The 25,128-nt window shown below is 68.3% G+C and carries 21 protein-coding genes; 8 read left to right on the plus strand and 13 right to left on the minus strand.

All coding sequences use genetic code 11. The features are described 5' to 3' along the window. Positions 1-2: 2 nt before the first annotated feature. The gene (locus tag ACX9MO_RS14405; RefSeq protein WP_222489374.1) at positions 3-173 is read left to right on the plus strand and encodes a YdcH family protein; all 171 of its coding nucleotides are present in this window, start codon (positions 3-5) and stop codon (positions 171-173) included. A 416-nt stretch (positions 174-589) separates the two neighbouring features. On the opposite strand, the gene phbB is transcribed toward ACX9MO_RS14405, so the two are convergent. The 3 genes from phbB to ACX9MO_RS14420 all read right to left on the minus strand — a co-directional run bounded on the left by phbB (position 590) and on the right by ACX9MO_RS14420 (position 4,190). Continuing rightward, a complete protein-coding gene (gene phbB / locus ACX9MO_RS14410; RefSeq protein WP_462212333.1) occupies positions 590-1,312 on the minus strand; it encodes an acetoacetyl-CoA reductase in 723 nt (240 codons plus the stop codon). A 221-nt stretch (positions 1,313-1,533) separates the two neighbouring features. Next, on the minus strand, positions 1,534-2,709 hold the full coding sequence (locus tag ACX9MO_RS14415) for an acetyl-CoA C-acetyltransferase (protein ID WP_462212334.1): 1,176 nt from the start codon (positions 2,707-2,709) through the stop codon (positions 1,534-1,536). A 644-nt stretch (positions 2,710-3,353) separates the two neighbouring features. Beyond that, on the minus strand, positions 3,354-4,190 hold the full coding sequence (locus ACX9MO_RS14420; RefSeq protein WP_462212335.1) for an EAL domain-containing protein: 837 nt from the start codon (positions 4,188-4,190) through the stop codon (positions 3,354-3,356). Positions 4,191-4,520: 330 nt separating this feature from the next. Here ACX9MO_RS14420 and ACX9MO_RS14425 point away from each other — a divergent pair, with 330 nt between their 5' ends. Continuing rightward, positions 4,521-5,111 (plus strand): DNA-3-methyladenine glycosylase I, encoded by a 591-nt coding sequence (locus ACX9MO_RS14425; RefSeq protein ID WP_222489378.1) that lies wholly within the window; start codon positions 4,521-4,523, stop codon positions 5,109-5,111. Here the strand turns inward: ACX9MO_RS14425 and ACX9MO_RS14430 are convergent. The 4 genes from ACX9MO_RS14430 to groES form a co-directional block, all read right to left on the minus strand. Next, complete coding sequence (locus tag ACX9MO_RS14430) at positions 5,108-6,259, minus strand: alpha-D-ribose 1-methylphosphonate 5-triphosphate diphosphatase (RefSeq protein ID WP_462212336.1); 1,152 nt, start codon at positions 6,257-6,259, stop codon at positions 5,108-5,110. The two genes, ACX9MO_RS14425 and ACX9MO_RS14430, sit on opposite strands and share 4 nt — an antisense overlap. Positions 6,260-6,297: 38 nt before the next feature. After that, on the minus strand, positions 6,298-6,780 hold the full coding sequence (locus tag ACX9MO_RS14435; RefSeq protein ID WP_462212337.1) for a GNAT family N-acetyltransferase: 483 nt from the start codon (positions 6,778-6,780) through the stop codon (positions 6,298-6,300). Between the two features lie 379 nt (positions 6,781-7,159). After that, complete coding sequence (gene groL, locus ACX9MO_RS14440; protein WP_462212338.1) at positions 7,160-8,803, minus strand: chaperonin GroEL; 1,644 nt, start codon at positions 8,801-8,803, stop codon at positions 7,160-7,162. A gap of 43 nt (positions 8,804-8,846) precedes the next feature. Continuing rightward, a complete protein-coding gene (gene groES, locus ACX9MO_RS14445; RefSeq protein ID WP_222489382.1) occupies positions 8,847-9,134 on the minus strand; it encodes a co-chaperone GroES in 288 nt (95 codons plus the stop codon). A gap of 392 nt (positions 9,135-9,526) precedes the next feature. Between groES and cysS the strand changes: the two genes are divergently transcribed. From cysS to ACX9MO_RS14470, 5 genes are all read left to right on the plus strand, one after another. After that, positions 9,527-10,924 (plus strand): cysteine--tRNA ligase, encoded by a 1,398-nt coding sequence (gene cysS / locus ACX9MO_RS14450; protein ID WP_462212339.1) that lies wholly within the window; start codon positions 9,527-9,529, stop codon positions 10,922-10,924. 119 nt (positions 10,925-11,043) lie between these two features. After that, a complete protein-coding gene (cimA, locus tag ACX9MO_RS14455; protein WP_462212340.1) occupies positions 11,044-12,672 on the plus strand; it encodes a citramalate synthase in 1,629 nt (542 codons plus the stop codon). A gap of 130 nt (positions 12,673-12,802) precedes the next feature. Next, complete coding sequence (locus ACX9MO_RS14460; protein ID WP_462212341.1) at positions 12,803-13,606, plus strand: squalene/phytoene synthase family protein; 804 nt, start codon at positions 12,803-12,805, stop codon at positions 13,604-13,606. Positions 13,607-13,756: 150 nt separating this feature from the next. Beyond that, positions 13,757-14,806 carry a lipoyl protein ligase domain-containing protein gene (locus ACX9MO_RS14465; protein ID WP_462212342.1) on the plus strand — a complete coding sequence of 350 codons (1,050 nt, stop codon included), beginning with the start codon at positions 13,757-13,759 and terminating at the stop codon, positions 14,804-14,806. Between the two features lie 498 nt (positions 14,807-15,304). Beyond that, positions 15,305-15,760 carry a GNAT family N-acetyltransferase gene (locus ACX9MO_RS14470; protein ID WP_222489386.1) on the plus strand — a complete coding sequence of 152 codons (456 nt, stop codon included), beginning with the start codon at positions 15,305-15,307 and terminating at the stop codon, positions 15,758-15,760. Between the two features lie 31 nt (positions 15,761-15,791). On the opposite strand, the gene ACX9MO_RS14475 is transcribed toward ACX9MO_RS14470, so the two are convergent. From ACX9MO_RS14475 to ACX9MO_RS14500, 6 genes are all read right to left on the minus strand, one after another. Beyond that, positions 15,792-17,009, minus strand: a complete 1,218-nt coding sequence (locus ACX9MO_RS14475) for an MFS transporter (protein ID WP_462212343.1) — start codon at positions 17,007-17,009, stop codon at positions 15,792-15,794. A 76-nt stretch (positions 17,010-17,085) separates the two neighbouring features. Beyond that, positions 17,086-17,937 carry a uroporphyrinogen-III C-methyltransferase gene (gene cobA, locus ACX9MO_RS14480; RefSeq protein WP_462212344.1) on the minus strand — a complete coding sequence of 284 codons (852 nt, stop codon included), beginning with the start codon at positions 17,935-17,937 and terminating at the stop codon, positions 17,086-17,088. Between the two features lie 302 nt (positions 17,938-18,239). Next, positions 18,240-18,749: a bactofilin family protein gene (locus tag ACX9MO_RS14485; protein ID WP_222489389.1), complete on the minus strand. Its 510-nt coding sequence runs from the start codon at positions 18,747-18,749 to the stop codon at positions 18,240-18,242. Further along, positions 18,739-20,070: a DUF5930 domain-containing protein gene (locus ACX9MO_RS14490; RefSeq protein ID WP_462212345.1), complete on the minus strand. Its 1,332-nt coding sequence runs from the start codon at positions 20,068-20,070 to the stop codon at positions 18,739-18,741. The genes ACX9MO_RS14485 and ACX9MO_RS14490 overlap by 11 nt, the downstream gene beginning before the upstream one ends. Before the next feature lie 200 nt (positions 20,071-20,270). Beyond that, positions 20,271-21,065: a ferritin-like domain-containing protein gene (locus ACX9MO_RS14495; RefSeq protein WP_222490518.1), complete on the minus strand. Its 795-nt coding sequence runs from the start codon at positions 21,063-21,065 to the stop codon at positions 20,271-20,273. Positions 21,066-21,192: 127 nt separating this feature from the next. Then, on the minus strand, positions 21,193-21,654 hold the full coding sequence (locus ACX9MO_RS14500) for a peroxiredoxin (RefSeq protein ID WP_462212346.1): 462 nt from the start codon (positions 21,652-21,654) through the stop codon (positions 21,193-21,195). Between the two features lie 113 nt (positions 21,655-21,767). Here ACX9MO_RS14500 and ACX9MO_RS14505 point away from each other — a divergent pair, with 113 nt between their 5' ends. Beyond that, a complete protein-coding gene (locus ACX9MO_RS14505; RefSeq protein WP_462212347.1) occupies positions 21,768-25,109 on the plus strand; it encodes a YhdP family protein in 3,342 nt (1,113 codons plus the stop codon). Positions 25,110-25,128 lie beyond the last annotated feature (19 nt).

Here is a 25,128-nt window from a genome sequence, read left to right on the forward strand (position 1 = left end):
CCATGAACTTGAGTTCCCACGTGGAAGAACTGAAGAAAAAACACGCATCCCTCTCGGCCGCGGTGGAAACGGCACAGCGGTCCCCGAGCGTCTCCAGTCTTGAGATCGCTCAACTCAAGAAGCAGAAACTCCGCCTGAAGGAAGAGATTAGCCGGCTCGACAGCGTGCAGTAACGCCGCTCTCCAGCCGAAGCGCGCCAGGTATCGGTGACGGCCGCCAAGCGGGGCGGCAAGGTCAAGTTTGACGCGCGCCGGGGTCGCCGCCTGCAGGACGCGGGCGGGGCCGGACCAGAACGATTTTGGACCCTGCCAGGGCCGATCCCTCTCGGCCCTGGCACCCGATGGAAGAGGGGCGGCGCAGAGGCCGCAGCACGACCAGACCACAGCACAGTCGGCAAAACGGTCGGAGACCGGAACAGGGCCACCCATCGGGGTGGCCCGTTGCGTTTCCGGGGGCTGGCGGTCAGGGGGCGCCGAGGCTCGGATCTGGGTCCTCATCGGGGCGCGGATCGGGCGGGGCCGCGAAGGCCAGAACGCGAAAGGGCCGGTCCTCGGACCGGCCCCTGCAAGACTGCGTCGTCCCGATGGGATCAGACGAAGAACTGGCCACCGTTGGCGGAAATCGTCGAACCGGTGATGAAGCCCGCCTCGTCATCGGCAAGGAAGGCCACGCAGCGCGCGATCTCTTCCGGTTCGCCCAGACGGCCCACGGGGATCTGGCCGATGATCGCCTCGCGCACCTTCTCGGGCACGGCCATGACCATGTCGGTGCCGATGTAGCCCGGACAGATCGCGTTGGCGGTGATGTTGAACCGCGCGCCTTCCTGCGCCAGCGACTTCACGATTCCGAGGTCGCCTGCCTTGGTGGCGGCATAGTTCACCTGACCGAACTGGCCCTTCTGACCGTTGATCGAGGAGATCACGATGACGCGGCCGAACTTGCGCTCGCGCATGCCGGGCCAGGCCGGGTGCACGGTGTTGAACACGCCGGTCAGGTTGGTGTCGATGACTTCCTGCCACTGCTGCGGCGTCATCTTGTGGAACGGCGCGTCGCGGGTGATGCCCGCGTTGGCGACGATCACGTCGAGCGGCCCGAGAACCGCCTCCACCTTTTCGATCCCGGCCTTGGAGGCCTCGTAGTCCGCGGCGTTCCACTTGTAGGTCTGGATGCCGGTTTCCTCGGTGAACTTGGCTGCGGCTTCGTCGTTGCCTGCGTAGGTTGCGGCGACGTTATAGCCTTTGGCCTTCAGCGCCTTCGAAATAGCTGCGCCGATCCCGCGCGATCCGCCGGTGACCAATGCTGTGCGAGCCATGATTCTCTCCTCCGTTGGGAATTGTTCTTGTAACTCTGTTACTCATTAACTTGTGCATGCGCAATAATCTTGCGCTGTGGTTTTTGTCGCAGGGCGGCGAACGACCGCCCGGCGAAGGCCCGTACCTGTCCCCCATGCCCTAGGGTGTTGAGATGACAGGGGAATGACGGGGAAACGACGGGATAACAACGGGGGGCTGGGCCCCCCGTCATCACGTCAGATCAGGGGCGCTCGAGGCACATGGCGACACCCATGCCGCCGCCGATGCAGAGCGTGGCGAGGCCTTTCTTGGCGTGGCGGCGCTGCATTTCGAAGAGCAGGGTGTTCAGGACCCGGCAGCCCGAAGCGCCGATCGGGTGACCGATGGCGATGGCGCCGCCGTTCACGTTCACGATCGAGGGATCCCAGCCCATGTCCTTGTTCACGGCGCAGGCCTGTGCGGCGAAGGCCTCGTTGGCCTCCACGAGGTCGAGGTCCTCGGGTTTCCAGCCGGCTTTCTCCAGCGCCTTGCGCGAGGCGTAGATCGGGCCCACGCCCATGATCGACGGGTCGAGCCCGGCGGTGGCATAGGAGACGATCCGGGCCAGCGGGGTGAGGCCGCGCTTCTCGGCGTTCTCGGCGCTCATCAGCAGCACGGCGGCGGCGCCGTCGTTGATCCCCGAGGCGTTGGCCGCGGTGACCGAGCCGTCCTTGGTGAAGGCGGGGCGCAGTTTCTGCATCGCCTCGATGGTGGCACCGTGACGGATGTATTCGTCGGCGTCGACCACGGTGTCGCCCTTGCGGCCCTTCACGGTGAAGGGGATGATCTCGTCGGCGAACTTGCCGGCTTTCTGGGCGGCCTCGGCCTTGTTCTGCGAGGCGACGGCGAATTCATCCTGCTGCTCGCGGGAGATCTGCCATTTCTCGGCGACGTTCTCGGCGGTCTGGCCCATGTGGTAGCCGTTGAAGGCATCCCAGAGGCCGTCTTTGATCATCGAATCGATGTACTTGACGTCGCCCATCTTGTGACCGGCGCGCAGGTGGCTGACATGGGGCGAGAGCGACATGTTCTCCTGCCCGCCCGCGGCGACGATATCCGCATCACCCAGCATGACGTGCTGTGCGCCGAGCGCGACAGCGCGCAGGCCGGAGCCGCAGACCTGGTTGATGCTCCAGGCGGCGCTTTCGATCGGCAGGCCGGCGTTGATGTGGGCCTGACGGGCCGGGTTCTGGCCCTGACCGGCGGTCAGCACCTGGCCGAGGATGGTCTCGGACACTTCGCCCGGCTCGATGCCGGCGCGTTCCACGATGCCCTTGAGCACGGCCGAGCCCAGGTCATGGGCGGGCGTGGTGGCAAAGGAGCCGAGGAAGGAACCGACGGGGGTACGGCCCGCCGAGACGATTACGACATTGGTCATGATGTGGTCCTCCACTTTTGGGTGCGGAAGGCCCGGTCCGGCCAACGCCGGGTCGGACCACCCCGCGGCTGTTCCAAGGAGTAGTGCATCTGCCGCAGGGTCACAATGGCCGCGTCGCAGCAGAGCGTTTTGCCGCAGTGCAGAGTGCCCGGCGGGGCAGCGGGCGCGACCGGGGGGCGGAAGTCCTTGAAACATGGGGGATCCTGGTGCGGCGCAAGTGCTGCGCGCCTCTTCGGAGGGCATCCTGTCGCTACGGTGGAGTATGGATTGTGCTCTGTGCATGGCTCTGCCCATGGGCGAAGGACCGCCTGTCGCCTGACGGCGCGGCGACGGTCAGTGGCGATGTGCCGTTATGGAGCGGATATCGCGCAGAGTGGCTGGTTGAGAGGGGCCGGCGGATGGCCGGTTGAGGCGGTCCGGACCCCTGTCACGATCCCCTGTCACGAACCCCGTCACGATCCTGGTCACAGGGTCCGTCATGGCCCCGGTCGCGAGCGCAGCCCGCCTCGCAGTTCCGGCACCAGTCGGGGCCCCGTCCCGGCACCGGCCATGGCCGTGTCTCCGCGCCACGCAGGGGGCAGGGCAAGGCGCCACGCAAGGGGCAGGGCCACGCGCCGGACTGGCCGCGGGCCGCAGCCCGGCTGTCAGGTTCCAGTCCGCACCTCCGGGAGGTGCCACGGCGGACGCACGGTGGGGGCGCCGAAGTAGTAGCCCTGCAGGCAGTCCACGCCGGCCTCGCTCAGCCAGGCGGCGTCGGCGGCGCGTTCCACGGCCTCTGCCACGGTGAACATGTCGAACTGGCGCGCCACGTCGATCAGCGCCCCCACGAGCGCCTGGTTGTCAGCGTCGCGGGCGACGCCGCGCACGAAGGCACCGTCGATCTTGGCGATGCCGAAGAGGAAATCGCGGAAGTAGCGCAGTACGGTCACCCCGGTGCCGAAGTCGTCGAGCGCGAAGCTGATCCCCTGTCGCTGCAGGTCAGCCATGAAGGCGGTCACCAGTTCGGGCACCTGCATCACCGAGGGTTCGCTCATCTCGAGGATCAGGCGCGGGCCGACCGTCTCGTCCCGCATCAGCCCGGCGCGCAGCACCTGCAGCCAGCGGCGATAGCCGATGGAGCGCGCGGACATGTTGATGGAGAGGCGGATGTCGGGCTGCCGCGCCAGCACCTCCAGCCCCATCTCTAGGGCAAGGCAGTCGATCTCCCGGCCCGTGGGCGTGGCCTCCACCGCGGGGAGGAAATCGCCTGCGGGCACCGGGCGGCCCTCCGGGTCGAGGATGCGGATCAGCCCCTCGTAGAAGGCCACGCGCCGGGGATCGCGGGCATCGACGACCGGCTGGAAGGCCAGCAGCACGTCGCGCGCGGCCACGGCGCGGCGGACGACCTCGAGCGTCTGTGCATCGCGCCCGCCGATCGCGGCGGAGAGCGGATCACGTGCGCCCGCCGGTATATCCCTCAGGTCCCGTCGGCCTGCCTGCATGATCTGGCCCCCATGATCTGGTCCCTATGAATTGGCCCGCGTGACTGGGCCCGCGTGACGGGGTCCACACGATGTGGCCCGATGATCTGGCCGACGATGTGGCCCCGCTGAAGTTTCGCGCCGCCGACCTTGGCCCCGGTGAGTGCGACCCCATCGTTTCAGGCCCTTGCGTCGCATCGCTGGCTGCTCCCGAACACGCCGAACGACCTGTCCTCCTCATCTGGTCCCGCCGGTATTTTTCAGGCACATCTGTACCCGGCGCATCCTGCGCGTGATTGCTTAATTTTCCCTGACAGTTTCCCAGACTGTTGCACAGACGGAGAGCCCGCCATGTCCCAGACCCCCGATTTGCCGCGCTGTGCCTGGGTGGGGCAGGACCCGATCTACCAAGCCTACCATGACGAGGAATGGGGTGTGCCGGAGTGGGACGCCCGGGCGCTCTGGGAGAAGCTGATCCTCGACGGGTTCCAGGCCGGGCTCAGCTGGATCACGATCCTGCGCAAGCGGGAGGCCTTCCGCGAGGCCTTTGCCGGGTTCGCGCCCGAGGTCATCGCGGGCTGGGGGGAGGCGGATGTGCAGCGCCTGCTAGGCAATCCCGGGATCATCCGCCACCGCGGCAAGATCGAGGCCACCATCGGCAACGCGCAGGCCTATTGCGAGATCGCGGGCCGCGAGGGCTTCGACCAGTTCCTCTGGCGTTACGTGGATGGCGCGCCGCTTCAGCCGGGCTATGCCTCCCGCGAGGAGGTGCCGACCCAGACGCCGCTTTCGGTGCAGATGTCCAAGGACCTGCGCAAGGCGGGCTTCCGCTTCGTCGGGCCGACGATCGTCTATGCCTTCATGGAGGCGGTGGGGATGGTGAACGATCATGTCACCACCTGCCATTGTCACGAGCGGGTCAAGGCGATGGGGCAGCGCTAGGCGAGGAAGGCGGGCGCGGCCCCGGCGAGGTAGGTGATCCGGCCCGCGGCCAGCGTCGCCCCCACGCGGCCCGTCTCGCGGTCGATCACCGTGAGGTCGGCGCGCAGGCCGGGGGCGAGGGTGCCGCGGTCCGTGAGCCCGAGCAGGGCCGCCGGGCCGGAGGAGACGAGCGCCCATGCCGCCGCCAGCCCCAGCCGGGGCGCGAGGGCGAGCGCGGCCTGCCGCGGGGCGGGGTAGTGGTAGTCGGAGGCAAGCGCGCTCACCAGCCCCTCGGCCACGAGGTCGGCAGCGCTGATCTTGCCCGCATGGCTGCCCCCGCGCACCACGTTGGGCGCGCCCATGACGACGGGGCCCTGCGCGGCCATTGCGGCCTCGCGGGTTTCGGGGAACTCCGAAATCGGAACGCCGCGCGCGGCCCAGGTCTGGCGGTCCTCGACCGTCGCGTCGTCATGGCTTCCCAAGGCCACGCCCTCGGCATCCAGAGCGGCGATCAGCGGGGCGAGGGCCTCTGGCCACTGCGCCCGCGCCTCGTGGAGGGTCTGCATCAGCGCCAGGTGTGCCTCGGGCGAGCGGCCGCTCTTCAGCGCCTGACCGGTCAGGCGGGGCGGGCGTTTGCCCTTGTCCAGCGCCGCGTGGGGCAGGTGGTCGTTGAAGACGAGGTAGCGCACCCCGTGGCGCCGGATGATCTGCAGCACCCGCGCGTAATCCTCCACCAGCCCGACCTCCAGCCGCAGTTGCGCGCGCAGGTCGGTGGCGACCTGCGGCTGCACGCGGTCCAGCGCCTCCAGCATGGTGCAGGCGAACTCGGGGCTGCGCATGCCGCCCTCCCAGCTCCAGAACTGGGCCAGCGTGGCGGTGGTGATCCCGTTGGCGGCCAGCTCCGCCTCCGCGGCAAAGAGGCCCGAGTCGATATCCTTGAGCGCGCCGCGCCGGGGGGCGAGATGGCGTTCGAAGCCGTCGCCATGGGGATCGACGATCCCGGGCAGCACGCACCAGCCCGTCAGGTCGACAGCACGGCCCGGCGCCCCCTCGACGATCCGCTCGCCGCTCACCCCAAGGGGCGCCGCGCCGGGACCGGCAGGGTGCAGCACCTCGGCACCGGTGATGTGAAAAGGCGCGAGCGGGGGAAGGGGGGCGGCAGCTGACATACCCGCGTCATAGGCGTTGAGGCCGCGCGGCGGAAGCCTCAGAAACGGCTGAAGGCGTCGGCGTAGACCAGTTCCGCCTTGGTTCCGGCGGTGCCGGGGGCGATGGGATAGAGGCCCGTGTGTTCCGAGGGGTAGGGGGTCGAGAGATTCTCGGCCGCCTTATGGGTGAAGCCGAAGCGCCGGTAATAGGCGAGATCGCCGAGCACGGTCACGGCGGGCGTACGCGCCTGACGGGCGTAATCGAGCCCGTAGCGGATCAGCTCGGCCCCGATGCCGCGGCGCTGGTAGCGCGGGCGCACGGCCACCGGCGAGAGCGAATACCAGCCGCGCGGCTGATAGTGCCGGGCAAAGCCCACGTAGCCCACGATCTTGCGGTCCACGATCGCCACCAGCTCCAGCGCCATGTCGCCGCTGTTGCGCAGGGTCGAAACCAGTCGCGCCTCCGCATCGCCCTTGAAGGCTTCGGTCAGCACCTCGCTGATCGTGTCGCGGTCTTCGGGGAGGACAAATCTGAGAAGCATGTGCCTGTGGACGGGTGCCGGTTGAGGCCGAAACGGGCCCGGAATGGGGGATGTGACGATGTCATGACAGTGTCGCTGCATCGCGGCGCGATGCAAGCAAATATTTGGTAGCGTGGCACTTTTCGGCGGCATGCGTCCCATGAGCGTCGCCTGCGCCGGGGAAGAGCCGGGGCCGGGTTCGAGCGTGGACGGGGCGGGCGCAGGGCCATTGCAGGGGGGCAGTGCAGGGTCAATGCGGGGCGAGCGCAGGGCCAATGCAGCGCCAATGCAGGGCCTCTGCCGCGCGACGCGCGGCCCGGGCGGGCGCGCGCGACAGGTGGGGGCGCAAAAAGAAAGGGGCCCCGAAGGACCCCTTTCCCAATCCGGTAGGATCGGCAGATTACATCATGCCGCCCATGCCGCCCATGCCGCCCATGTCGGGCATGCCGCCGCCTGCGCCTTTCGGCTCGGGCTTGTCGGCAACCATGGCTTCGGTGGTGATCAGCAGACCGGCAACCGAAGCTGCGTCTTCCAGAGCGGTACGGACCACTTTGGCGGGGTCGATCACGCCGAACTTGAACATGTCGCCATATTCGTCGGTCTGAGCGTTGTAGCCGAACTTCAGGTCGTCGGATTCGCGGACCTTGCCAGCCACGACGGAACCGTCGACACCGGCGTTCTGTGCGATCTGACGCAGCGGAGCTTCGAGCGCCTTGCGCACGATGGTCACGCCGGCGTTCTGATCCGCGTTCGCGCCTTCGACGCCTTCCAGCGCCTTGGCACCCTGAACCAGGGCAACGCCACCGCCGACCACGATGCCTTCTTGAACGGCAGCGCGGGTTGCGTTCAGGGCGTCATCGACGCGGTCCTTGCGCTCTTTCACTTCGACTTCGGTCAGGCCGCCGACGCGGATGACAGCAACACCGCCTGCCAGTTTGGCAACGCGCTCTTGCAGCTTCTCACGGTCGTAGTCCGAGGTGGTTTCTTCGATCTGCGTGCGGATCTGCGAAACGCGTGCCTCGATCTCGGCTTTCGCGCCATGGCCGTCCACGATGGTGGTTTCGTCCTTGGTGATGGTGACCGTCTTGGCGGTGCCCAGCATGTCCATGGTCACGGACTCGAGCTTCATGCCGAGGTCTTCCGAGATCACCTGGCCGCCGGTCAGGATCGCGATGTCCTGCAGCATGGCCTTGCGGCGATCGCCGAAGCCCGGTGCTTTCACGGCTGCGATCTTCAGGCCGCCGCGCAGCTTGTTGACCACGAGGGTCGCGAGCGCTTCGCCTTCGACGTCTTCCGCGATGATCAGCAGCGGCTTCTGCGACTGGATCACTTGCTCCAGCAGGGGAACCAGCGGCTGCAGCGACGAGAGTTTCTTCTCGTGCAGCAGGATCATGCAGTCATCCAGCTCCGCGACCATCTTGTCGGGGTTGGTGACGAAGTAGGGCGACAGATAGCCGCGGTCGAACTGCATACCTTCGACGACATCGGTCTCGGTCTCGAGGCCTTTGTTCTCTTCGACGGTGATGACGCCTTCGTTGCCGACTTTCTGCATCGCATCTGCGATCTGACGGCCGATTTCGGCTTCGCCGTTCGCGGAGATGGTGCCGACCTGAGCGACTTCAGCGGAGTCGTTCACGGGGCGTGCAGCGGCCTTGATGGCTGCCACGACCTTGGCGGTTGCCATGTCGATGCCGCGCTTCAGGTCCATCGGGTTCATGCCAGCTGCGACAGCTTTCATGCCCTCTTTGACGATGGCTTGCGCCAGCACGGTTGCGGTGGTGGTGCCGTCGCCGGCTTCGTCGTTGGTGCGGGAAGCAACTTCCTTCACCATCTGGGCGCCCATGTTCTCGAACTTGTCTTCCAGTTCGATTTCCTTGGCGACCGAGACACCGTCCTTGGTGATGCGCGGGGCGCCGAAGGACTTGTCCAGAACAACGTTACGGCCTTTGGGGCCGAGGGTCACTTTCACGGCGTCTGCCAGAATGTTGACGCCCTTGAGCATCTTGTTCCGTGCGTCCGTGTCGAATTTCACTTCCTTAGCCATGTGGCTCACTCCTCAAAATGGGGTGGATGGAGAAAAGGCGAGATCAGGCGATGATGCCCAGGATGTCGCTTTCCTTCATGATCAGCAGTTCCTGGCCGTCCAGCGTGATCTCGGTGCCCGACCATTTGCCGAACAGGACCTTGTCGCCTTCTTTCACGGACATCGTGATCAGTTCGCCGCTGTCCTTGCGCGCGCCTTCACCCACGGCGATGATTTCGCCTTCTGCGGGTTTCTCTTTCGCGCTGTCGGGGATGATCAGGCCGCCGGCGGTTTTAGCTTCGCTCTCGACGCGCTTGACCACAACGCGGTCATGAAGCGGTTTGAATGCCATCTCTGAGGCTCCTTGGCTCACAGGTTACTCCCTTGACCGGCCGGGGCAGGGCCCCTTCGGTCGTTATCACTCACCGGTGGCGAGTGCTAATGGCGGAGAGTTAGGCAGCGCGGACTTCTGTGTCAAGCACCCCGTTCCCTGAAAAATGCGCCGATTTTCACTCTCGGCGGGGGAGGGCTCACGGTCCGTGCGCGGGCCTCCGGGGGTGGTGGGGACATAGGGACTTGGCAGACGGGGTGCAATGGGCTAAGCCCCGGGACCATGAACGACGCCCGCATCATCATCTGCTGCATTATTACCTGCTGACATCGTCACGCGGGCCAACGCATCGTTCCCCTTCCCAACGATCCTGACGAGCCCGCGGCGCGAGTGACGCTGAGGAGTGAGATCCTATGTCCGAGACCCTGATCCGGCTGCACAATTCCAAGTCGCGGGCGAAGGAGGACTTCGTCCCGATCGACCCGGAGAATGTCCGCATGTATGTCTGCGGGCCGACGGTCTATGACCGGGCGCACCTCGGCAATGCACGGCCCGTGGTGGTCTTCGACACGCTCTACCGCCTGCTGCGCCACGTCTACGGGGAGGACCACGTCACCTACGTGCGCAACTTCACCGACGTGGACGACAAGATCAACGCCACCGCCCTTGCGCGCAAGGAAGCGGGTGCGACGGGGACGCTGGAAGAGCTGATCGCCGAGCGGACCGAGGAGACGATTTCCTGGTATCATCAGGACATGGATGCGCTCGGCACCCTGCGCCCCACGCAGGAGCCCCGCGCCACCGCCTTCATCGGCCAGATGGTCGCCATGATCGCGGACCTGATCGAGAAGGGCCACGCCTATGCCGCCGAGGGCCACGTGCTGTTCTCGGTCGAAAGCTACAAGGCCTATGGCGCGCTCTCGGGCCGGTCGGTGGACGACATGATCGCGGGCGCCCGGGTCGAGGTCGCGCCCTACAAGCGCAACCCGATGGATTTCGTGCTGTGGAAGCCCTCGTCCGATGACCTGCCGGGCTGGGACAGCCCCTGGGGCCGGGGGCGTCCGGGCTGGCACATCGAATGCTCGGCCATGAGCTACGAGCTGCTCGGCGCCTCCTTCGACATCCACGGCGGGGGCAACGACCTGCAGTTCCCGCACCACGAGAACGAGATCGCGCAGAGCTGCTGCGCCCACCCGGAGGGACAGTTCGCCCGGTTCTGGCTGCACAACGAGATGCTGCAGGTCGAGGGCAAGAAGATGTCCAAGTCGCTGGGCAACTTCTTCACGGTGCGGGATCTGCTGGACCAGGGCGTGCCGGGCGAGGTGATCCGCTTCGTGTTCCTCGGCACGCATTACGGCAAGCCGATGGACTGGACCGCGAAGAAGGCGGGCGAGGCGGAGGCCGTGCTGCGCAAGTGGCATGCCTTGGTTGAGGGCGTCGAGGCGGCGGCGCCGTCCGATGAGGTGATCGCGGCCCTTGCGGACGATCTGAACACGGCGGGCGCCATCTCGGTGCTGCACCGTCTGGCCGGGGCCGGGGAGGCCGCGGTGCTGAAGGGATCGGCGCAGATGATGGGCCTGCTGCTTCCGGAGATGGGCGACTGGGCCGCACTGCCGGCGGCGGACCTTTCGGGGCTGGCGGACAAACTGGCGGGGCTGCGGGCAACCGCGATGGAGACAAAGGACTTCGCCCCTGTCGATGCGCTCAAGGCGGCGCTGATCGCGGCGGGGGTCGAGGTGCGGATGTCCAAGGCGGGTGTCGAGCTGGTGCCCGGTGCGGGCTTCGATCCGGCGAAGCTGGACGGGCTGTGATCATGGCCGGGGGGATGCGCCTGCGGCGGGCGGGGCGGGGCTGTCTGCCCCCCTTGGACCGCGCTGCGGTCCAATTCCCCCCGAGGATATTTTGAAACAGTGGATGGGAGGGGCGCGTGATGCGGGAGAGGCTCTGGCTTTACGATACGACGCTGCGGGATGGACAGCAGACCCAGGGGGTGCAGTTCTCGACGCCGGAGAAGATCCGCATCGCCGAGGCGCTGGACCGGCTGGGCGTCGATTACATCGAGGGCGGCTGGCCCGGGGCGAACCCGACCGACAGCGCGTTCTTCGACGTGGCGCCCGAGACCCGGGCCCGGATGACGGCCTTCGGCATGACCAAGCGGGCCGGGCGCTCTGCCGCCAATGACGAGGTGCTGGCGGCGGTGATGAACGCGGGCACGGCCTCGGTCTGCCTCGTGGGCAAGACCCATGATTTCCACGTCACCGCGGCGCTGGGGATCGCGCTGGAGGAGAATGTCGAGAACATCCGCGCCTCCATCGCGCATATCGTGGCGCAGGGGCGCGAGGCGCTGTTCGACGCGGAGCATTTCTTTGACGGCTGGAAGGCCAACCGGGACTACGCCCTGACCTGCCTGCGGGCGGCGGAAGCGGCGGGGGCGCGGTGGATCGTGCTGTGTGATACCAATGGCGGCACGCTGCCCGCGGAGATCGGGCAGATCGTGTCGGAGGTGATCGCCGCGGGCATTCCGGGCGACCGGCTGGGGATCCATACCCACAATGACACCGCCAATGCGGTGGCGGGGTCGCTGGCGGCGGTGGATGCGGGCGCGCGCCAGATCCAGGGCACGCTGAACGGCCTGGGCGAACGCTGCGGCAACGCCAACCTCGTGACGCTGATCGCCACGCTGGCGCTGAAGGAGCCCTATGCCAGCCGCTTCGAGACCGGGGTGAGCCGCGCGGCGTTGCAGGGGCTGACGCTGCTGTCGCGGCAGCTGGATGACATTCTGAACCGCGTGCCGGTGAAACAGGCGCCCTTCGTCGGCTCCTCGGCCTTTGCCCACAAGGCGGGGCTTCATGCGAGCGCGATCATCAAGGACCCCTCGACCTACGAACATATCGACCCGGGGCTGGTGGGCAATGAGCGCATCATCCCGATGTCGAACCAGGCCGGGCAGAGCAACCTGCGCGCCCGGCTGGCCGACGCGGGCATCGTCGTGGAGAAGGGCGACCCGGCGCTCGGGCGGATCCTGACCGAAGTCAAGGCGCGCGAGGATCAGGGCTATACCTACGACAGCGCGCAGGCGAGCTTCGAGCTGTTGGCGCGCGGCGAACTGGGGCAGGCGCCCGCCTTCTTCGACGTGGAACGCTACAAGGTGACCGTGGAGCGGCGGCGCGACGACAAGGGCCGCTTGGTCACGCTCTCCGAGGCGGTCGTGGTGGTCTGGATCGACGGCGAGAAGCTGCTCTCGGTCTCAGAGAGCCTCGACGAGATGGGCACCGACCGGGGGCCGGTCAACGCGCTCTCCAAGGCGCTGTCGAAGGACCTGGGCCGCTACCAGGCGGTGATCGACGACATGCGGCTGGTCGACTTCAAGGTGCGCATCACCCAGGGCGGCACCGAGGCCGTGACGCGGGTCATCATCGACAGCGAGGATGGCGCGGGGCGGCGGTGGTCGACGGTGGGGGTCTCGGCGAACATCGTCGATGCCTCCTTCGAGGCGCTGCTGGACGCGGTGCGCTGGAAGCTGATGCGCGACTGCGCGGCGGCGCGGGCGGCGGAATAGGCACCTGCGCCGGGGCCCTTGTGCAGGGTCTCCTGCGGGGCGGGGGTTTTCCCCGCCCGCCGCAGGGGCTATCTGACGGCCAAGGCGGGCGCGATTGGCGCCCGCGACAGCCATCCGGAGGTCCGCGCGCGTGTCAGAACCCAAGTCCGAAACCGCCAGCGGGTTTTCCGAGGATCTGACCGCCTGTGCCGCGCTCGTGGAGCGGGGCGATGCGGAGCGGTTCCGCGTGGCCATGGCCGCGCCGGTGGCCGCGCGCGCCGTGCTCTTCCCGCTCTATGCCTTCAATATCGAGGTCAGTCGCGCGCCCTGGGTGACCAAGGAGCCGATGATCGCCGAGATGCGCCTGCAGTGGTGGCGCGACGCGCTGGAGGAGATCGCCTCGGGCGGGTTCGTGCGGCGCCACGAGGTCGTGACCCCGCTGGCGCTGGTGCTGGATGCGGAGGGCGCGCGGCTGCTCGACGGGCTGGTCGCCGCGCGGCGGTGGGATATCGAGAACGAACCCTTCACCGATGGGGCGGCCTTCACCGCCTACCTCGATGCCACCAGCGGGCATCTGACCTACGTGGCGGCCCGGGCGCTTGGCCCCGTGGACGAGGCGGTGGCGCGGGATGCGGGCTTTGCCCTCGGGCTGGCGAACTGGTTCCGGGCGATCCCGGACCTCGAGGCGGCGGGCAAGCGGCCCCTGCCGGACGGGCGGGCCCACGCGGTGCGCGACCTGGCGGACGAGGGGCTGAAGCGGTTGAAACGGGCGCGGGCCGGGCGGGCGCAGGTCGCGCCCGAGGCGCGTCCGGCGCTTGCGGGCGTGGGCGCGGCGGAGGCGGTGCTGCGGCAGGTGCGCGCGCGGCCCGGGGACGTGGCGGCGGGCGCCATCGCCGAGCGGCCGTTCCGGGCGCGGGCCGGGCTGGCGTGGCGCGTGGTCACGGGGCGCTGGTAGCGGACGGGGCAGCGAGACGCGGGACAATGGGCCCCGGATGCGCGGGTGTCGGCGCGCCGACGGGGCCGCCGACCGGCCGACAGGCCGGTGGGCAGATGGATAGTCAGACGGACACTCAGGCGGACACTTATACGGGCAAGGAGCAGGCGGATGCACGGCGAATACAAGGTTCACGGCGGCAAGCTGGTGGTGGCGGATCTGGAGGTCCGCGCCGGCAAGCTGGCGGAGGTGCAGATCACCGGGGATTTCTTCCTCGAACCGCCCGAGGCGCTCGACGATATCCGCGCCGCGCTGAACGGGTTGCCGGCGGAGACCGCACCCGAGGGGATCGAGGCGGCGGTGACGCGGGGCCTGCGCCCCGGTGCGGCGCTGATGGGCTTCTCGGCCCACGCGATCGCCATCGCCGTGCGCCGGGCGCTTGGCGTCAGCAAGTCGTGGCGTGATTTCGAATGGCAGGTGATCGACAGCGAGGCGGTGAGCCCGGCGATGCATCTGGCGCTCGATGACGTTCTGGCGCGCGAGGTCGCCGCGGGGCGGCGCGGGCCGACCCTGCGCTTCTGGGAATGGGAGCGGCCCGCGGTGGTGATCGGCAACTTCCAGTCGGTGAAGAACGAGGTCGACGAGGAGGCGGCCGCGCGGCTCGGCATCGGGATCGTGCGCCGGGTGACCGGTGGCGGGGCCATGCTGGTGGAGCCGGGCGCGACCATCACCTATTCGCTCTATGCGCCGGGGGAGCTGGTCTCGGACATGGACTTCGGGGCCTCCTATGCCTTCCTCGATCAATGGGTGCTGAAGGCGCTGAACGATCTGGGGATCGATGCGGTCTACAAGCCCCTGAACGACATCACCTCCTCCAAGGGCAAGATCGGCGGCGCGGCGCAGAAACGCTATGCCGGGGGCACGGTGCTGCATCACGTGACCATGGCCTATGACATGGATGCCGACGTGATGACGCAGGTCCTGCGGATCGGGCGCGAGAAGATCTCGGACAAGGGGATCACCTCGGCGGCGAAGCGGGTGGACCCGGTGCGCAGCCAGACCGGGATGGAGCGGCGCGATGTGATCGAGCGGATGAAGGCGACGTTCCACGACCTCTATGGTGGTGGCGTGGGGGCGATCACGGCCGAGGAATATGCCAAGGCCGAGGAATTGGCAGCGCAGAAGTTCGAGACGCGGGAGTGGCTCTATCACCTGCCGTGAGGCGGGGGCGCCCTGACGAGATCAAGCCAGCGAGCCGCCACGGGGAAACCTCTGGCGGCTTTTCCGTTGCTGACGAAAACACCTGCCCGGACGCCCCGCGCCCGGGCCGGGCCCGTCCCGCCCCTTGGGCGGGCGCGCTGCGCGCCCCCGGCGCTATCGCCCCCTTGCGGGCTCAAAGGCTCCGCCGGAGCCTTTGCAAGACGCCCCCCGGCCCCGGGGACGGGCGCGGCCCTCTGTTGCGGTCATGTTCGCGGCGGCGGGTGGTCTTGGCATGCATTTGGAAACCCCACGTGGCCTGAGGGGGAGGCTGGCAAGCGGAAAGGACATGCGGCTCATCCAGCCCTGAAGGCAACGACTGCCCGGGCGCGGCCCTCTGTCCGGCAGGGGCCTGCGCTATTGCGGGGCATCTTCAACGCCGCAGGCGCTTCGCCACCGTATAGCGCGTGACAACCCCGCGCCGCCGTGCCACCGATAGCCCACCACAGAAGGACGCCGCCCATGACCACGCCCCCCGTCACCTTCCGCGAGGCCACCGCCGCCGACGTGCCCGCCATCGTCGCCCTCCTCGCCGAGGACCTGCTGGGCGCGCAGCGCGAGAATGCGGAACCGGAGGTCTATGCCGCGGCCTTCGAGGCGATCCTCGCGCAGCCCCACAACCGGGTCTACGTGGGCGAGAGCGGGGGCGAGGTCGTCGCCTGCTACCAGCTGACCATCATCGCGAACCTCTCGCTCATGGCCTCGACCCGGGCCCAGCTCGAGGCGGTGCGCGTGGCCTCGAAGATGCGCGGGCAGAAGCTGGGGCAGGCGCTGATGGAGGACGTGGACCGGCGGGCCCGGGACGCGGGCGCGGCACTGGTGCAGTTCACCTCGAACAACGCCCGCAAGGACGCGCATCGCTTCTACGAGAGACTGGGCTATGCGCCCAGCCACGTGGGGTTCAAGAAGACCTTCTGAGCAGGGCGGGGGCGGGCGCCCCGGCGCGTCCTCAGAGCGCCTTGGGCCGGAAGGCCAGCCAGATCAGCGCGCCGCCCGCCAGCATCAGCATCGGTGCCATGGCCATGTTGACCGCGTTCCAGCCATCCACGGGTGAGCCGCCCGAACAGTTCATCAGCCCGCCGGAGGAGAAGGAGGCCAGCGTCACGCCGCCGAAGACGATGAGGTCGTTGAGGCCCTGCACCCGGCCGCGCTCCTCGGGCTTGTAGGCGCCCGCCAGCATGGTCGTCGCGCCGATGAAGCCGAAGTTCCAGCCGATGCCCAGCAGGATCAGCGCGCCGAAGAAGTTCTCCAGCTCGACCCCCTCCAGCGCCACCACGGCGGCCCCGGCGAGGATGACGAGCCCGCTGGCCATGATCTTGCGCACGCCGAAGCGGTTGATCAGGTGGCCGGTGAAGAACGACGGGATATACATCGCCAGCACGTGCGAGGAGACCACATTCGCCGCGTCGCCCTGCTGGAAACCGCAGCCCACGACGGCCAGCGGCGTCGAGGTCATCACGAGGTTCATCAGCGCATAAGAAACCATGGCCACGATGATTGCCACGGCGATCTTGGGCTCGGCCAGCAGCTCGCGCCGGGTCCGGCCCGCGGGGGCGTCGGCGGCGGGCTTGGGCGGCTTGGGAATGTCGAGGAAGGTGAAGAGCAGCGAGCCGAAGACGTTGATCGCGATCACGGCGAGGTAGGTGCCGAGGAAGGGGATCACCAGCGCCTCGGAGGTCACCTTGACCAGCTGTGGCCCGATGATCGCGGCCAGAAGCCCGCCCGCCATCACGTAGGAGATCGCCTTGGGGCGGAAGCTCTCGCTGGCGGTATCCGTCGCGGCGAAGCGGTAGAACCCCTGCGCCGACATGTAGATGCCGGTGAAGAGCGAGCCGAGGATGTAGATCCCGAAGGAGCCGGAGTAGAGCCCGTAGGCCCCGATGACCGAGCCCAGCACCCCGCCGCCCGCGCCGAGGAAGAAGCCCGCCTTGCGCCCGTATTTCTGCATGATCGCGGAAATCGGTGTCGCGGTCAGCATCGAGCCCAGGACGATCATCGTGATCGGCAGGGTCGCGAAACAGGGGTTGGAGGCCAGCGATTGCCCGGCCAGCCCGCCGATGGTGAAGATCATCGGCATCTGCGCGCCCATGATGGCCTGCGCCATCACGAGGATCACGACATTGCGCCGGGCGCGGGAATCGTCGGGGATGTAGGTGGTGCTGCTCATGCCCTCTGCCGTAGTGCCCGCCCTTGGGGCAGGCAAGATGACAAAAGGTTCATTTATGCACGTATGATCCTGTCACTTACGTGACTTCGGCAGGCTTTCCGCGTCCGAGGGGATCGAGGTTGCGGGGCGGCTCGCCGCGGAGCATCCCCTGCCAGTCAAGCACCTGACGCATCAGGACGGATTTGCCGACGCAGAGGATCGCGGGCGGCTCCATCCCGGCGGCCTCGATGTCGGACACGAGGGTGGAGAGCGTGCTTTCCAGCACCCGCTGGTCGGGTGTGGTGGCCTGCGAGACGACGGCCACCGGCTCCTGCGGATCGCGGCCCGCGGCGAGCAGTTCGGTGGCGATATGCTGCGCGTGTTTCATGCCCATGTAGATCACGATCACCTGGCTGCCGTCCGAGATCGCCTGCCAGTTCAGCGAACCGGTGGCCGCGCCGGTCTGGTCGTGTCCGGTGACGAAGGTGACGGACTGGTTCACGTCGCGGTGGGTGACGGGGATGCCTGCGTAGGCCAGCCCGCCTATACCTGCGCTGATGCCGGGAATGATCCGCACCGGCACGCCGTGCTGGACGAGGGTCTGGGCCTCTTCACCGCCGCGTCCGAAGACGAAGGGATCGCCGCCCTTGAGCCGCAGCACCCGCTTGCCCGCCCGCGCCAGGTCGACGAGGCGGAGCGAGATGTCCCTCTGCTTGGCCGAGGGCTTGCCGCCGCGCTTGCCGGCATAGATCATCTCGGCCTGCGGGGCCCAGGCGAGGATCTCCTCGTGGACGAGCGCATCGTAGACGACGACCTCCGCTTGGCGCAGGGCGTTGAGGGCGTGAAGCGTCAGCAGCCCCGGATCGCCGGGGCCCGCACCGCAGAGCCAGACCCAGCCGGGCGAGAGCTCCGGCCAGCCGTCGGCGAGGGGGGGCAGGGTGGTGGTCATGCCTGATATGTGGCGGGGCAGCGCGCGTCTGGCAAGGGTGTTACGTGCGGCGCGGTATGGCGCGCGGGGGAAAGCCGTCCGTCTTGGCTGCGGCCTGCGGGAAAATGTTGCGGGTCGCGGGGCGGTTTGGGCCGGGGTTGCGAATTTGGTCCGCGCAGAGCGATGCCGGACCTATTTGCGAGCCATGCCTCCGCCGAGAGCGGGCGCGCCGTCGCTGACCGCCGCGCCGGAGAAGGCCCCCCACTGCGCAACAAAAAAGGCCGGGTCTCCCCGGCCTTCCGTATGCGAACTGTCGGACCTGATCAGGCCTGGCCACCGGCGGGCTTGGGCGCTGCCGGGGCAGCGGGTGCCTTGCCCTTGGCCGAGAGCGGATCGTCCTGACGCTGGACCGAGCCCTCGAAGTGGGCGCCGCTTTCGATGGCGATCGTCTTGTGGATGATGTCGCCTTCCACCCGGGCGGTGGAGGTCAGGCGCACCTTGATGCCACGCACACGACCGATGATGCGGCCGTTGATCACCACGTCGTCGGCGGTGACTTCACCGCGGATCGTGGCGCCTTCGCCGATGGTCAGCAGGTGGGCGCGGATGTCGCCGTCAATCGTGCCCTCGACCTGGATGTCGCCGGTGGTCTTGAGGTTGCCGGTGATGTTCAGGTCCGAGGAGAGCACCGATGCCGGCGGCTTGGCCTTGGGCGCGGTGGGCTTGTAGTCGGAGGTCGGTGCAGGCTTGGGCGCGGGCGCTTCCGAGGCAGCCGGAGTGGCACCTTCAGTGGCTTTCGGGCCGGGCTCTTGGATTTTGCTCTTAGAAAACATCTCTCGCTGCCTTGATATATGTCATCGGATTGATGGCTTTACCGCCAATGCGCACCTCGTAGTGCAGATGCGGGCCGGTCACACGCCCGGATGCCCCCATATCACCGATACGGTCCCCGCGCGAGACCCTTTGTCCCTTCTGGACCCGGATACGGCTCATGTGTGCATAGCGCGTCTCGATTCCGAACTCATGCTGGATCTTCACGAGGCGACCATAACCCGAAGACCAGCCGGCGTGAATCACGACACCGTCACCGGTGGCATAGAGCGGCGTGCCCACGGGGCCCGCGAAGTCGACGCCCGCGTGCATCCGGCGGCCGCCGGTCTTGGGGTCGCGGCGGTAGCCGAAGTTGGAGGTGAAGCGGTAGTTGGCATGCACCGGGTTGGCGAAGGGCGCCTTCTCGGCGGCGATGCGGTAGAGGTTCAGCCGGTCGAGCTGGTTGAGGATCCGGTTCGCACGCGCGGCGTCGGGCGAGGGCTCCTCGCCCATGGTCGAGAGCGAGATCGGCGTCAGCGGGCCGCCCTGGCCGGAATAGCCGCGACGGACCTGGTTGATGATGCTGTCGGTGTTCATGCCCGCGTTGCGGAACATCTTGTCGAGCGGCGCGATCGAGACGGTCATCGCCTCTTCCAGCTGGCGGAAGATGGCGTCGTTCTGGTCGCGCATCAGGGCCAGTTCGGTGGCCATCTCGTCGGCGGCCAGCAGGGCGTCCTGTGCATCGTTGGAAATCGTGTCGCGCTCCACCGCGGTATCGGCGAGGGCGGAGGTCAGGAAGGACATGGTCGCGTCGTCCGGCGCGCCCTTGCCACCTGCGCCGCCACCGGCCTCGGCCATGGTCAGCTTCAGCTGGGCGGCCTCGTCGCGTGCGGTGTCGCGTTCCTTGACGGTCTTGCGCAGCGTGGACTGGATCACGCCGATCCCGGTCTCGAGCTCCCGCAGGCGGGTTTCGGAGGCGAGCAGCTGGGACTGCATCACGGAAATCTGGTCGAGGGCGGAGGTGAAGCGGTCCTGCGCGGCGAGCGCCTCGTCAGCGCGGGCATCGCGGTCCTCGGCCATGGCGTTCAGGCGTTCCTGGTAGATCGTCTGATCGCGCATCGCCTGGTCGCGGTAGTTGCCGGAGCCGATGCTGTCCATCAGCAGGATCGCCGTGGCGATGATCGCCCAGGCGACGACCGCGGCGCCCCCGGCAAAGGCCATCAGCTGCGTGCCGGGCTTCAGGCGGATGAACCGCGTGTCCGTGTCGGAGCGAAGGAAAAGTCGGCGTTCCGGAAAGTGACGCTCGAGCAGAGCGTGCATGCGAATTGCAAGACGTGTTCTCACGAAGACGTGTCCCTTTAGTCCCATCCCAAGACGCCTCAAATTACCCCAACGAGACGTTTCCGAAGGGTTTACCGGCCCCTCCGACACCGGGCAAGAATTTTGAGAGGCCGATTCGCAACACTGCACGGAATCTTGCCGATTGGGCGGGAACTTGCCGACGATCCTCTTGTGAATCGGCGAAAATTAGGTCTTGGCGCCGGTCAGGAGAGGTTTTCGGTTAACGGCCAGTAAAAGTCCGGCGGCAGCCCGGCTTCGGCCCGTTTCTCCTCGTTGAAGGGCGGGCGGAGCGGTCCGTGGAAGTATTTCCGGACCAGTTCGTGGAAGAACGGCTGCGGGTCGCGGTTCTCGCGGCCGCAGAGGAAGTGGAACCACTTGGAGCCATAGGCGACGTGGCCGACTTCCTCGGCATAGATCGTCTCCAGCGCCGCGATCGCACCGTCGTCACCGGCCTTGCGGAAGATCTCGATCATTCCCGGCGTCACGTCGAGGCCGCGCGCCTCCAGCACCATGGGCACCACGGCGAGACGGCCGAAGATGTCCTCCGCCGTGCCCTCGGCGGCGCGCCACATGCCGGCGTGGGCGGGCAGGGCGCCGTAGTGCGAACCGTTCGCCTCGAGGCAGTCGCACATCAGGTTGAAGTGCTTGCTCTCCTCGTCCGCCGCCTTGACCCAGTCGTCGTAGAAGCCGAGCGGCATGGGAACGTGGCCGAAGCGGGCGATGATGTCCCAGTGCAGGTCGACGGCGTTCAGCTCGATATGCGCCACCGCATGGAGGATCGCGCGGCGTCCCTCGGGCGTGCCGGGGCGGCGGCGGGGGACTTCGCGCGGGTCCAGCAACTCGGGCCTGTCGGGCCGCGAGGGGCGCATCGGCGGGTTGGCCGTGCCCACGGGCGGGGTGCCGCCGTCCTCGCGGGCGGCCCGCCAGAGGGCGGCATATTCATGCGAGAGCGCGGTCTTCTCCCGCCCACCGGCGGTGGTCAGAACGTCGACGGCCATTTCGGCCAGCGGTTTGGGCAGGTTGGTCACGTGGCGTCCCGGTCTTTGCTGTTTCCAAGTCGCGGGAGGCTACCACGGGCGGGGCGGGCTCTGCCAGCCCGCACCCTCGGGGGCGGTGCCCCTGCGGTCAGAGCGCCTTGACGGCCTCCAGCACCTCCTCGGCGTGGCCGGGGACCTTCACCTTGGGCCAGGCCCTGGCGATCTTGCCCTCGCCGTCGATCAGGAAGGTGGCGCGGGTGATGCCCATGAAGGTCTTGCCGTACATCTTTTTCTCGCCCCAGACGCCGTAGTCCTCGCAGACGGTGCCGTTCTCGTCCGACAGCAGCGTGGTGGCCAGCTCGTGCTTGGTCACGAACTTCTCGTGGCTGGCGACGCTGTCCTTGCTGACGCCCAGAAGCTGGGCACCCGCGGCCTCGAACTCCGCCCTCAAGGCGGTGAAATCCTTGTTCTCCGTGGTGCAGCCCGGCGTGTCGTCGCGCGGGTAGAAGAAGAGCACCACCGGTGCGGGCTTCAGCGCCGAGAGCGTCACCTCGCCGCCTCCGGCCTTGGGGAGGGTGAAATCCGGAGCGTTTTCGCCGACGTCGGGCATTGCGTTTGCCTTTCCTGTATCGTCCATGTGAGGAGGATATTAAGCTGCATGTGGCGAGAGAAAAGAGCGGTTGCACCAGAAGGTGCGCCCGTCCTCATGAACACCCTCGTCCCATGACCGACCCCGCCGCAGAGCGAACAGAGATGACACAGGCCCCGCCGCCGGCGCCGGAGCAGACCCCCGACGAGACGAGCCGCCCCCGCAGATCGCGGGGCCGCAAGGCCCTGCGCGGCGTGGGCGCGGGCTGTCTCGTCCTCTCGCTGTGCGTCCTTGCGGTGCTGGTGGGCCTGCTGCTGACCCGCGGGCGCACGATGGACGTGCCGCCCTGGGTCGAGGCACGGATCGAGCAGAAGATCAACGCCGGCCTGATGGGCGCCCATGTGGAGATTGCCGGGCTCGACCTCGTGGTGACGGACGACTGGCAGCCGCGTTTCCACCTGCGCGACCTCCGCCTGCGGGACCGGGCGGGGGCCGAGGTGCTGCTGTCGGACGTGGAAAGCACGCTGGCGCTGCGCCCGCTGCTGCAGGGGCGGCTGGCGCCCTACGGCATCTATGTCAACGGGGCGATGCTGCGGCTGCGGCGCAATGCGGAGGGGCGGTTCGACCTCGACATCGGGGGCGACGGCCGGTCCACCGATCTGGCCCAGACGATGCAGACCCTCGAAGACCTGCTGGCCGCGCCCGCCTTCGCCGACATGGGGCGGATCGAGGCGCGGGCGCTGACGCTGACCTACGAGGACGTGCCCTCGAACCGGACGTGGACGGTGGATGGCGGGCGCATCCTGCTGCAACGGCGGAACGCGGACCTGAGCCTGCGCGGCGATTTCGCCCTTCTCTCTGGACAGGACTATGCCACGACGCTTGGGATCTCCTACGACACCCGCATCGGCGAGGGCGGGGCGCGGCTGGCGGTGCAACTGGACGAGATGCCCGCCGCCGACATCGCCACCCAGAGCCCGGCCCTCGCGTGGCTGGCCGGGGTGCGGGCGCCGATTTCGGGCGCGCTGCGGGTCACCATCGACGAGCGCGGGCGGCTGGGGCCGCTGGTGGGGACGTTGCAGGCGGGGCAGGGCGTGATCCAGCCGACCGACACCGTCTCGCCCATTCCCTTCGACAGCGCGGTCTCCTACTTCCGCTATGATCCCGGCGCGCGGCGGCTGCGCTTCGACGAGCTTTCGGTGCAGAGCCCGTGGCTCTCGGCGCAGGCGGAGGGCGAGCTGCGGCTGCTGGGGGACAACCTGCTGCAACCCTCGACGATGACCGGGCAGCTGTCGCTGTCGAGCTTCGTGGCCAACCCGGCCGATCTCTATCCCGCGCCTGTCAGCCTCGACGCGGCCAAGCTCGACATCCGTCTCGCGCTCGATCCCTTCGAGGTCACGCTGGGGGACCTGAGCCTCGTGCACCGGGAAGACACGCTGCGCCTCTCCGGCTGGGCCCGGGCGCGGCCCGAGGGCTGGGACGTGAGCGTCAGCGGCGGCATGGGGCACCTGACGCCGGGCGACCTGCTGTCGTTCTGGCCCGCGGGGGTGAAGCCCAAGACGCGGGAGTGGATCGAGAGGAACATCGCTTCCGGCCAGATGCAGGACCTGCAACTGGGCCTGCGGTCGAAGCCGCAACAGAAGCCCGAGGTCTCGCTCGGGTTCAATTTCGCCGGGCTGACGGCGACCTTCATGAAGCACATGCCGCCGATCACCAACGGCATGGGGCACGCCACGCTGCAGGACAACCGCTTCGTCGTGGTGGCCGAGGGCGGCGAGGTGCGCGCGCCGCAGGGCGGGGTCGTGGGGGTGCGGGGCACCAGCTTCATCATCCCCGATGTGCGCATCAAGGGCGGCCCGGCCGAGGTGCGGCTTCAGACCGACAGCACGATCACCGCGGCGCTTGCCCTGCTGGACCGCGAGCCGCTGAACGTGATGCAGAAGGCGGGCAAGCCGGTGACGCTGGCCGACGGGCGGGTCAAGCTGGAGGGGCGGCTGAACTTCCCGCTCAAGAAGGGCACCCCGCCGAGCGAGGTGCACTACGACGTCAGCGGCCAGATGGCGAACCTGCGCAGCGAGGAGATCGTGCCGGGCCGGGTGCTGACGGCAAGCGCGCTCCGGATGACGGCGAACAATACGGCGCTGACGATCACCGGCACCGCCCGTCTGGGCGATGTGCCCGTGGGGGGCACATGGCGTGCCGAGATGGGAGACGACGCGGGCGGGCGCAGCCGGCTGGAGGGCTGGGTCGAACTCTCCGACCGGTTTGCCGACGAATTCCGCATCGGCCTGCCGCCGAATACCTTCTCGGGCCGCGGGCGGGGCGACGTGGAGATCGACCTCGCCAAGGGGCAGCCTGCGCAGTTCCGCCTGACCTCGGACCTCGCGGGGCTCGGCCTGCGGGTCGACAGCCTCGGCTGGTCGCTGAGCGAGGGCGGCACCGGGCAGCTGGCGGTGGCCGGGCGCCTCGGCGCGCCGCCGCAGGTCGACAGCCTGACGCTGCAGGCGCCGGGGCTGACCGCCGAAGGGTCGCTGCGGCTCGGCGCGGACGGGCAGCTGGCAGGCGGCACCTTCAACCGGGTCGCGGTGGGCGACTGGCTGCGCGGCACGGTGGAACTGCAGGGCCGGGGCGCGGGGCGCAAGCCGCTGGTGCTGGTGACCTCGGGCACGCTCGACATGCGGCGGCTGCCCACGGGGATGGGCAGCGGCGGCGCGGGCGGCGGGCAGGGCGGCGACAGCACGCCGGTCTCGCTGGCGCTGCAGGAACTGCGGATTTCCGATGCCATCGCGCTGACCGACTTCCGGGGCAATTTCACCACCCGGGGCGGGATGCAGGGCAGTTTCGAGGGTCGCATGAACGGCGGTGCCGCCGTCGCGGGCGAAGTGGTGCCGCAGGGCGGGCGCTCGGCGATCCGGCTGACGGCGCAGGACGCGGGCAGGGTCATGGCGGCCGCGGGGCTGATGAAACAGGGCCACGGCGGGCAGATGACCCTGACCCTGCGCCCGGTCACCGAGGCGGGCAGCTATGACGGCGACCTCCGGATCAAGGACCTCTGGATTCGCGATGCCCCCGCCATGGCGGAGTTGCTGAACGCGATCTCGGTCGTGGGCCTGCTGGAGCAGCTCTCGGGCGATGGCATCCTCTTCTCCGACGTCGAGGGCAAGTTCCGCCTGACCCCCGATCAGGTGATCGTGACGGAAAGCAGCGCCACCGGCGCCTCGATCGGGTTGTCGCTGGATGGATACTATGGCCTCAAGTCGCGCCGGATCGACATGCAGGGCGTGGTCTCGCCCTTCTACCTCGTGAACGGCGTCGGCTCGCTCCTGACCCGCAAGGGCGAGGGGCTGATCGGCTTCAACTACACCCTGAAGGGCACGGCGGATGCACCGCAGGTCTCGGTAAACCCGCTCTCGCTGTTGACGCCCGGCATGTTCCGCGAGATTTTCCGCCGTCCCGCGCCCAAGGTCTCGCAGTAGGGACCGGCGAGGGGTATGG

The organism is Pseudooceanicola profundus (assembly GCF_054919315.1).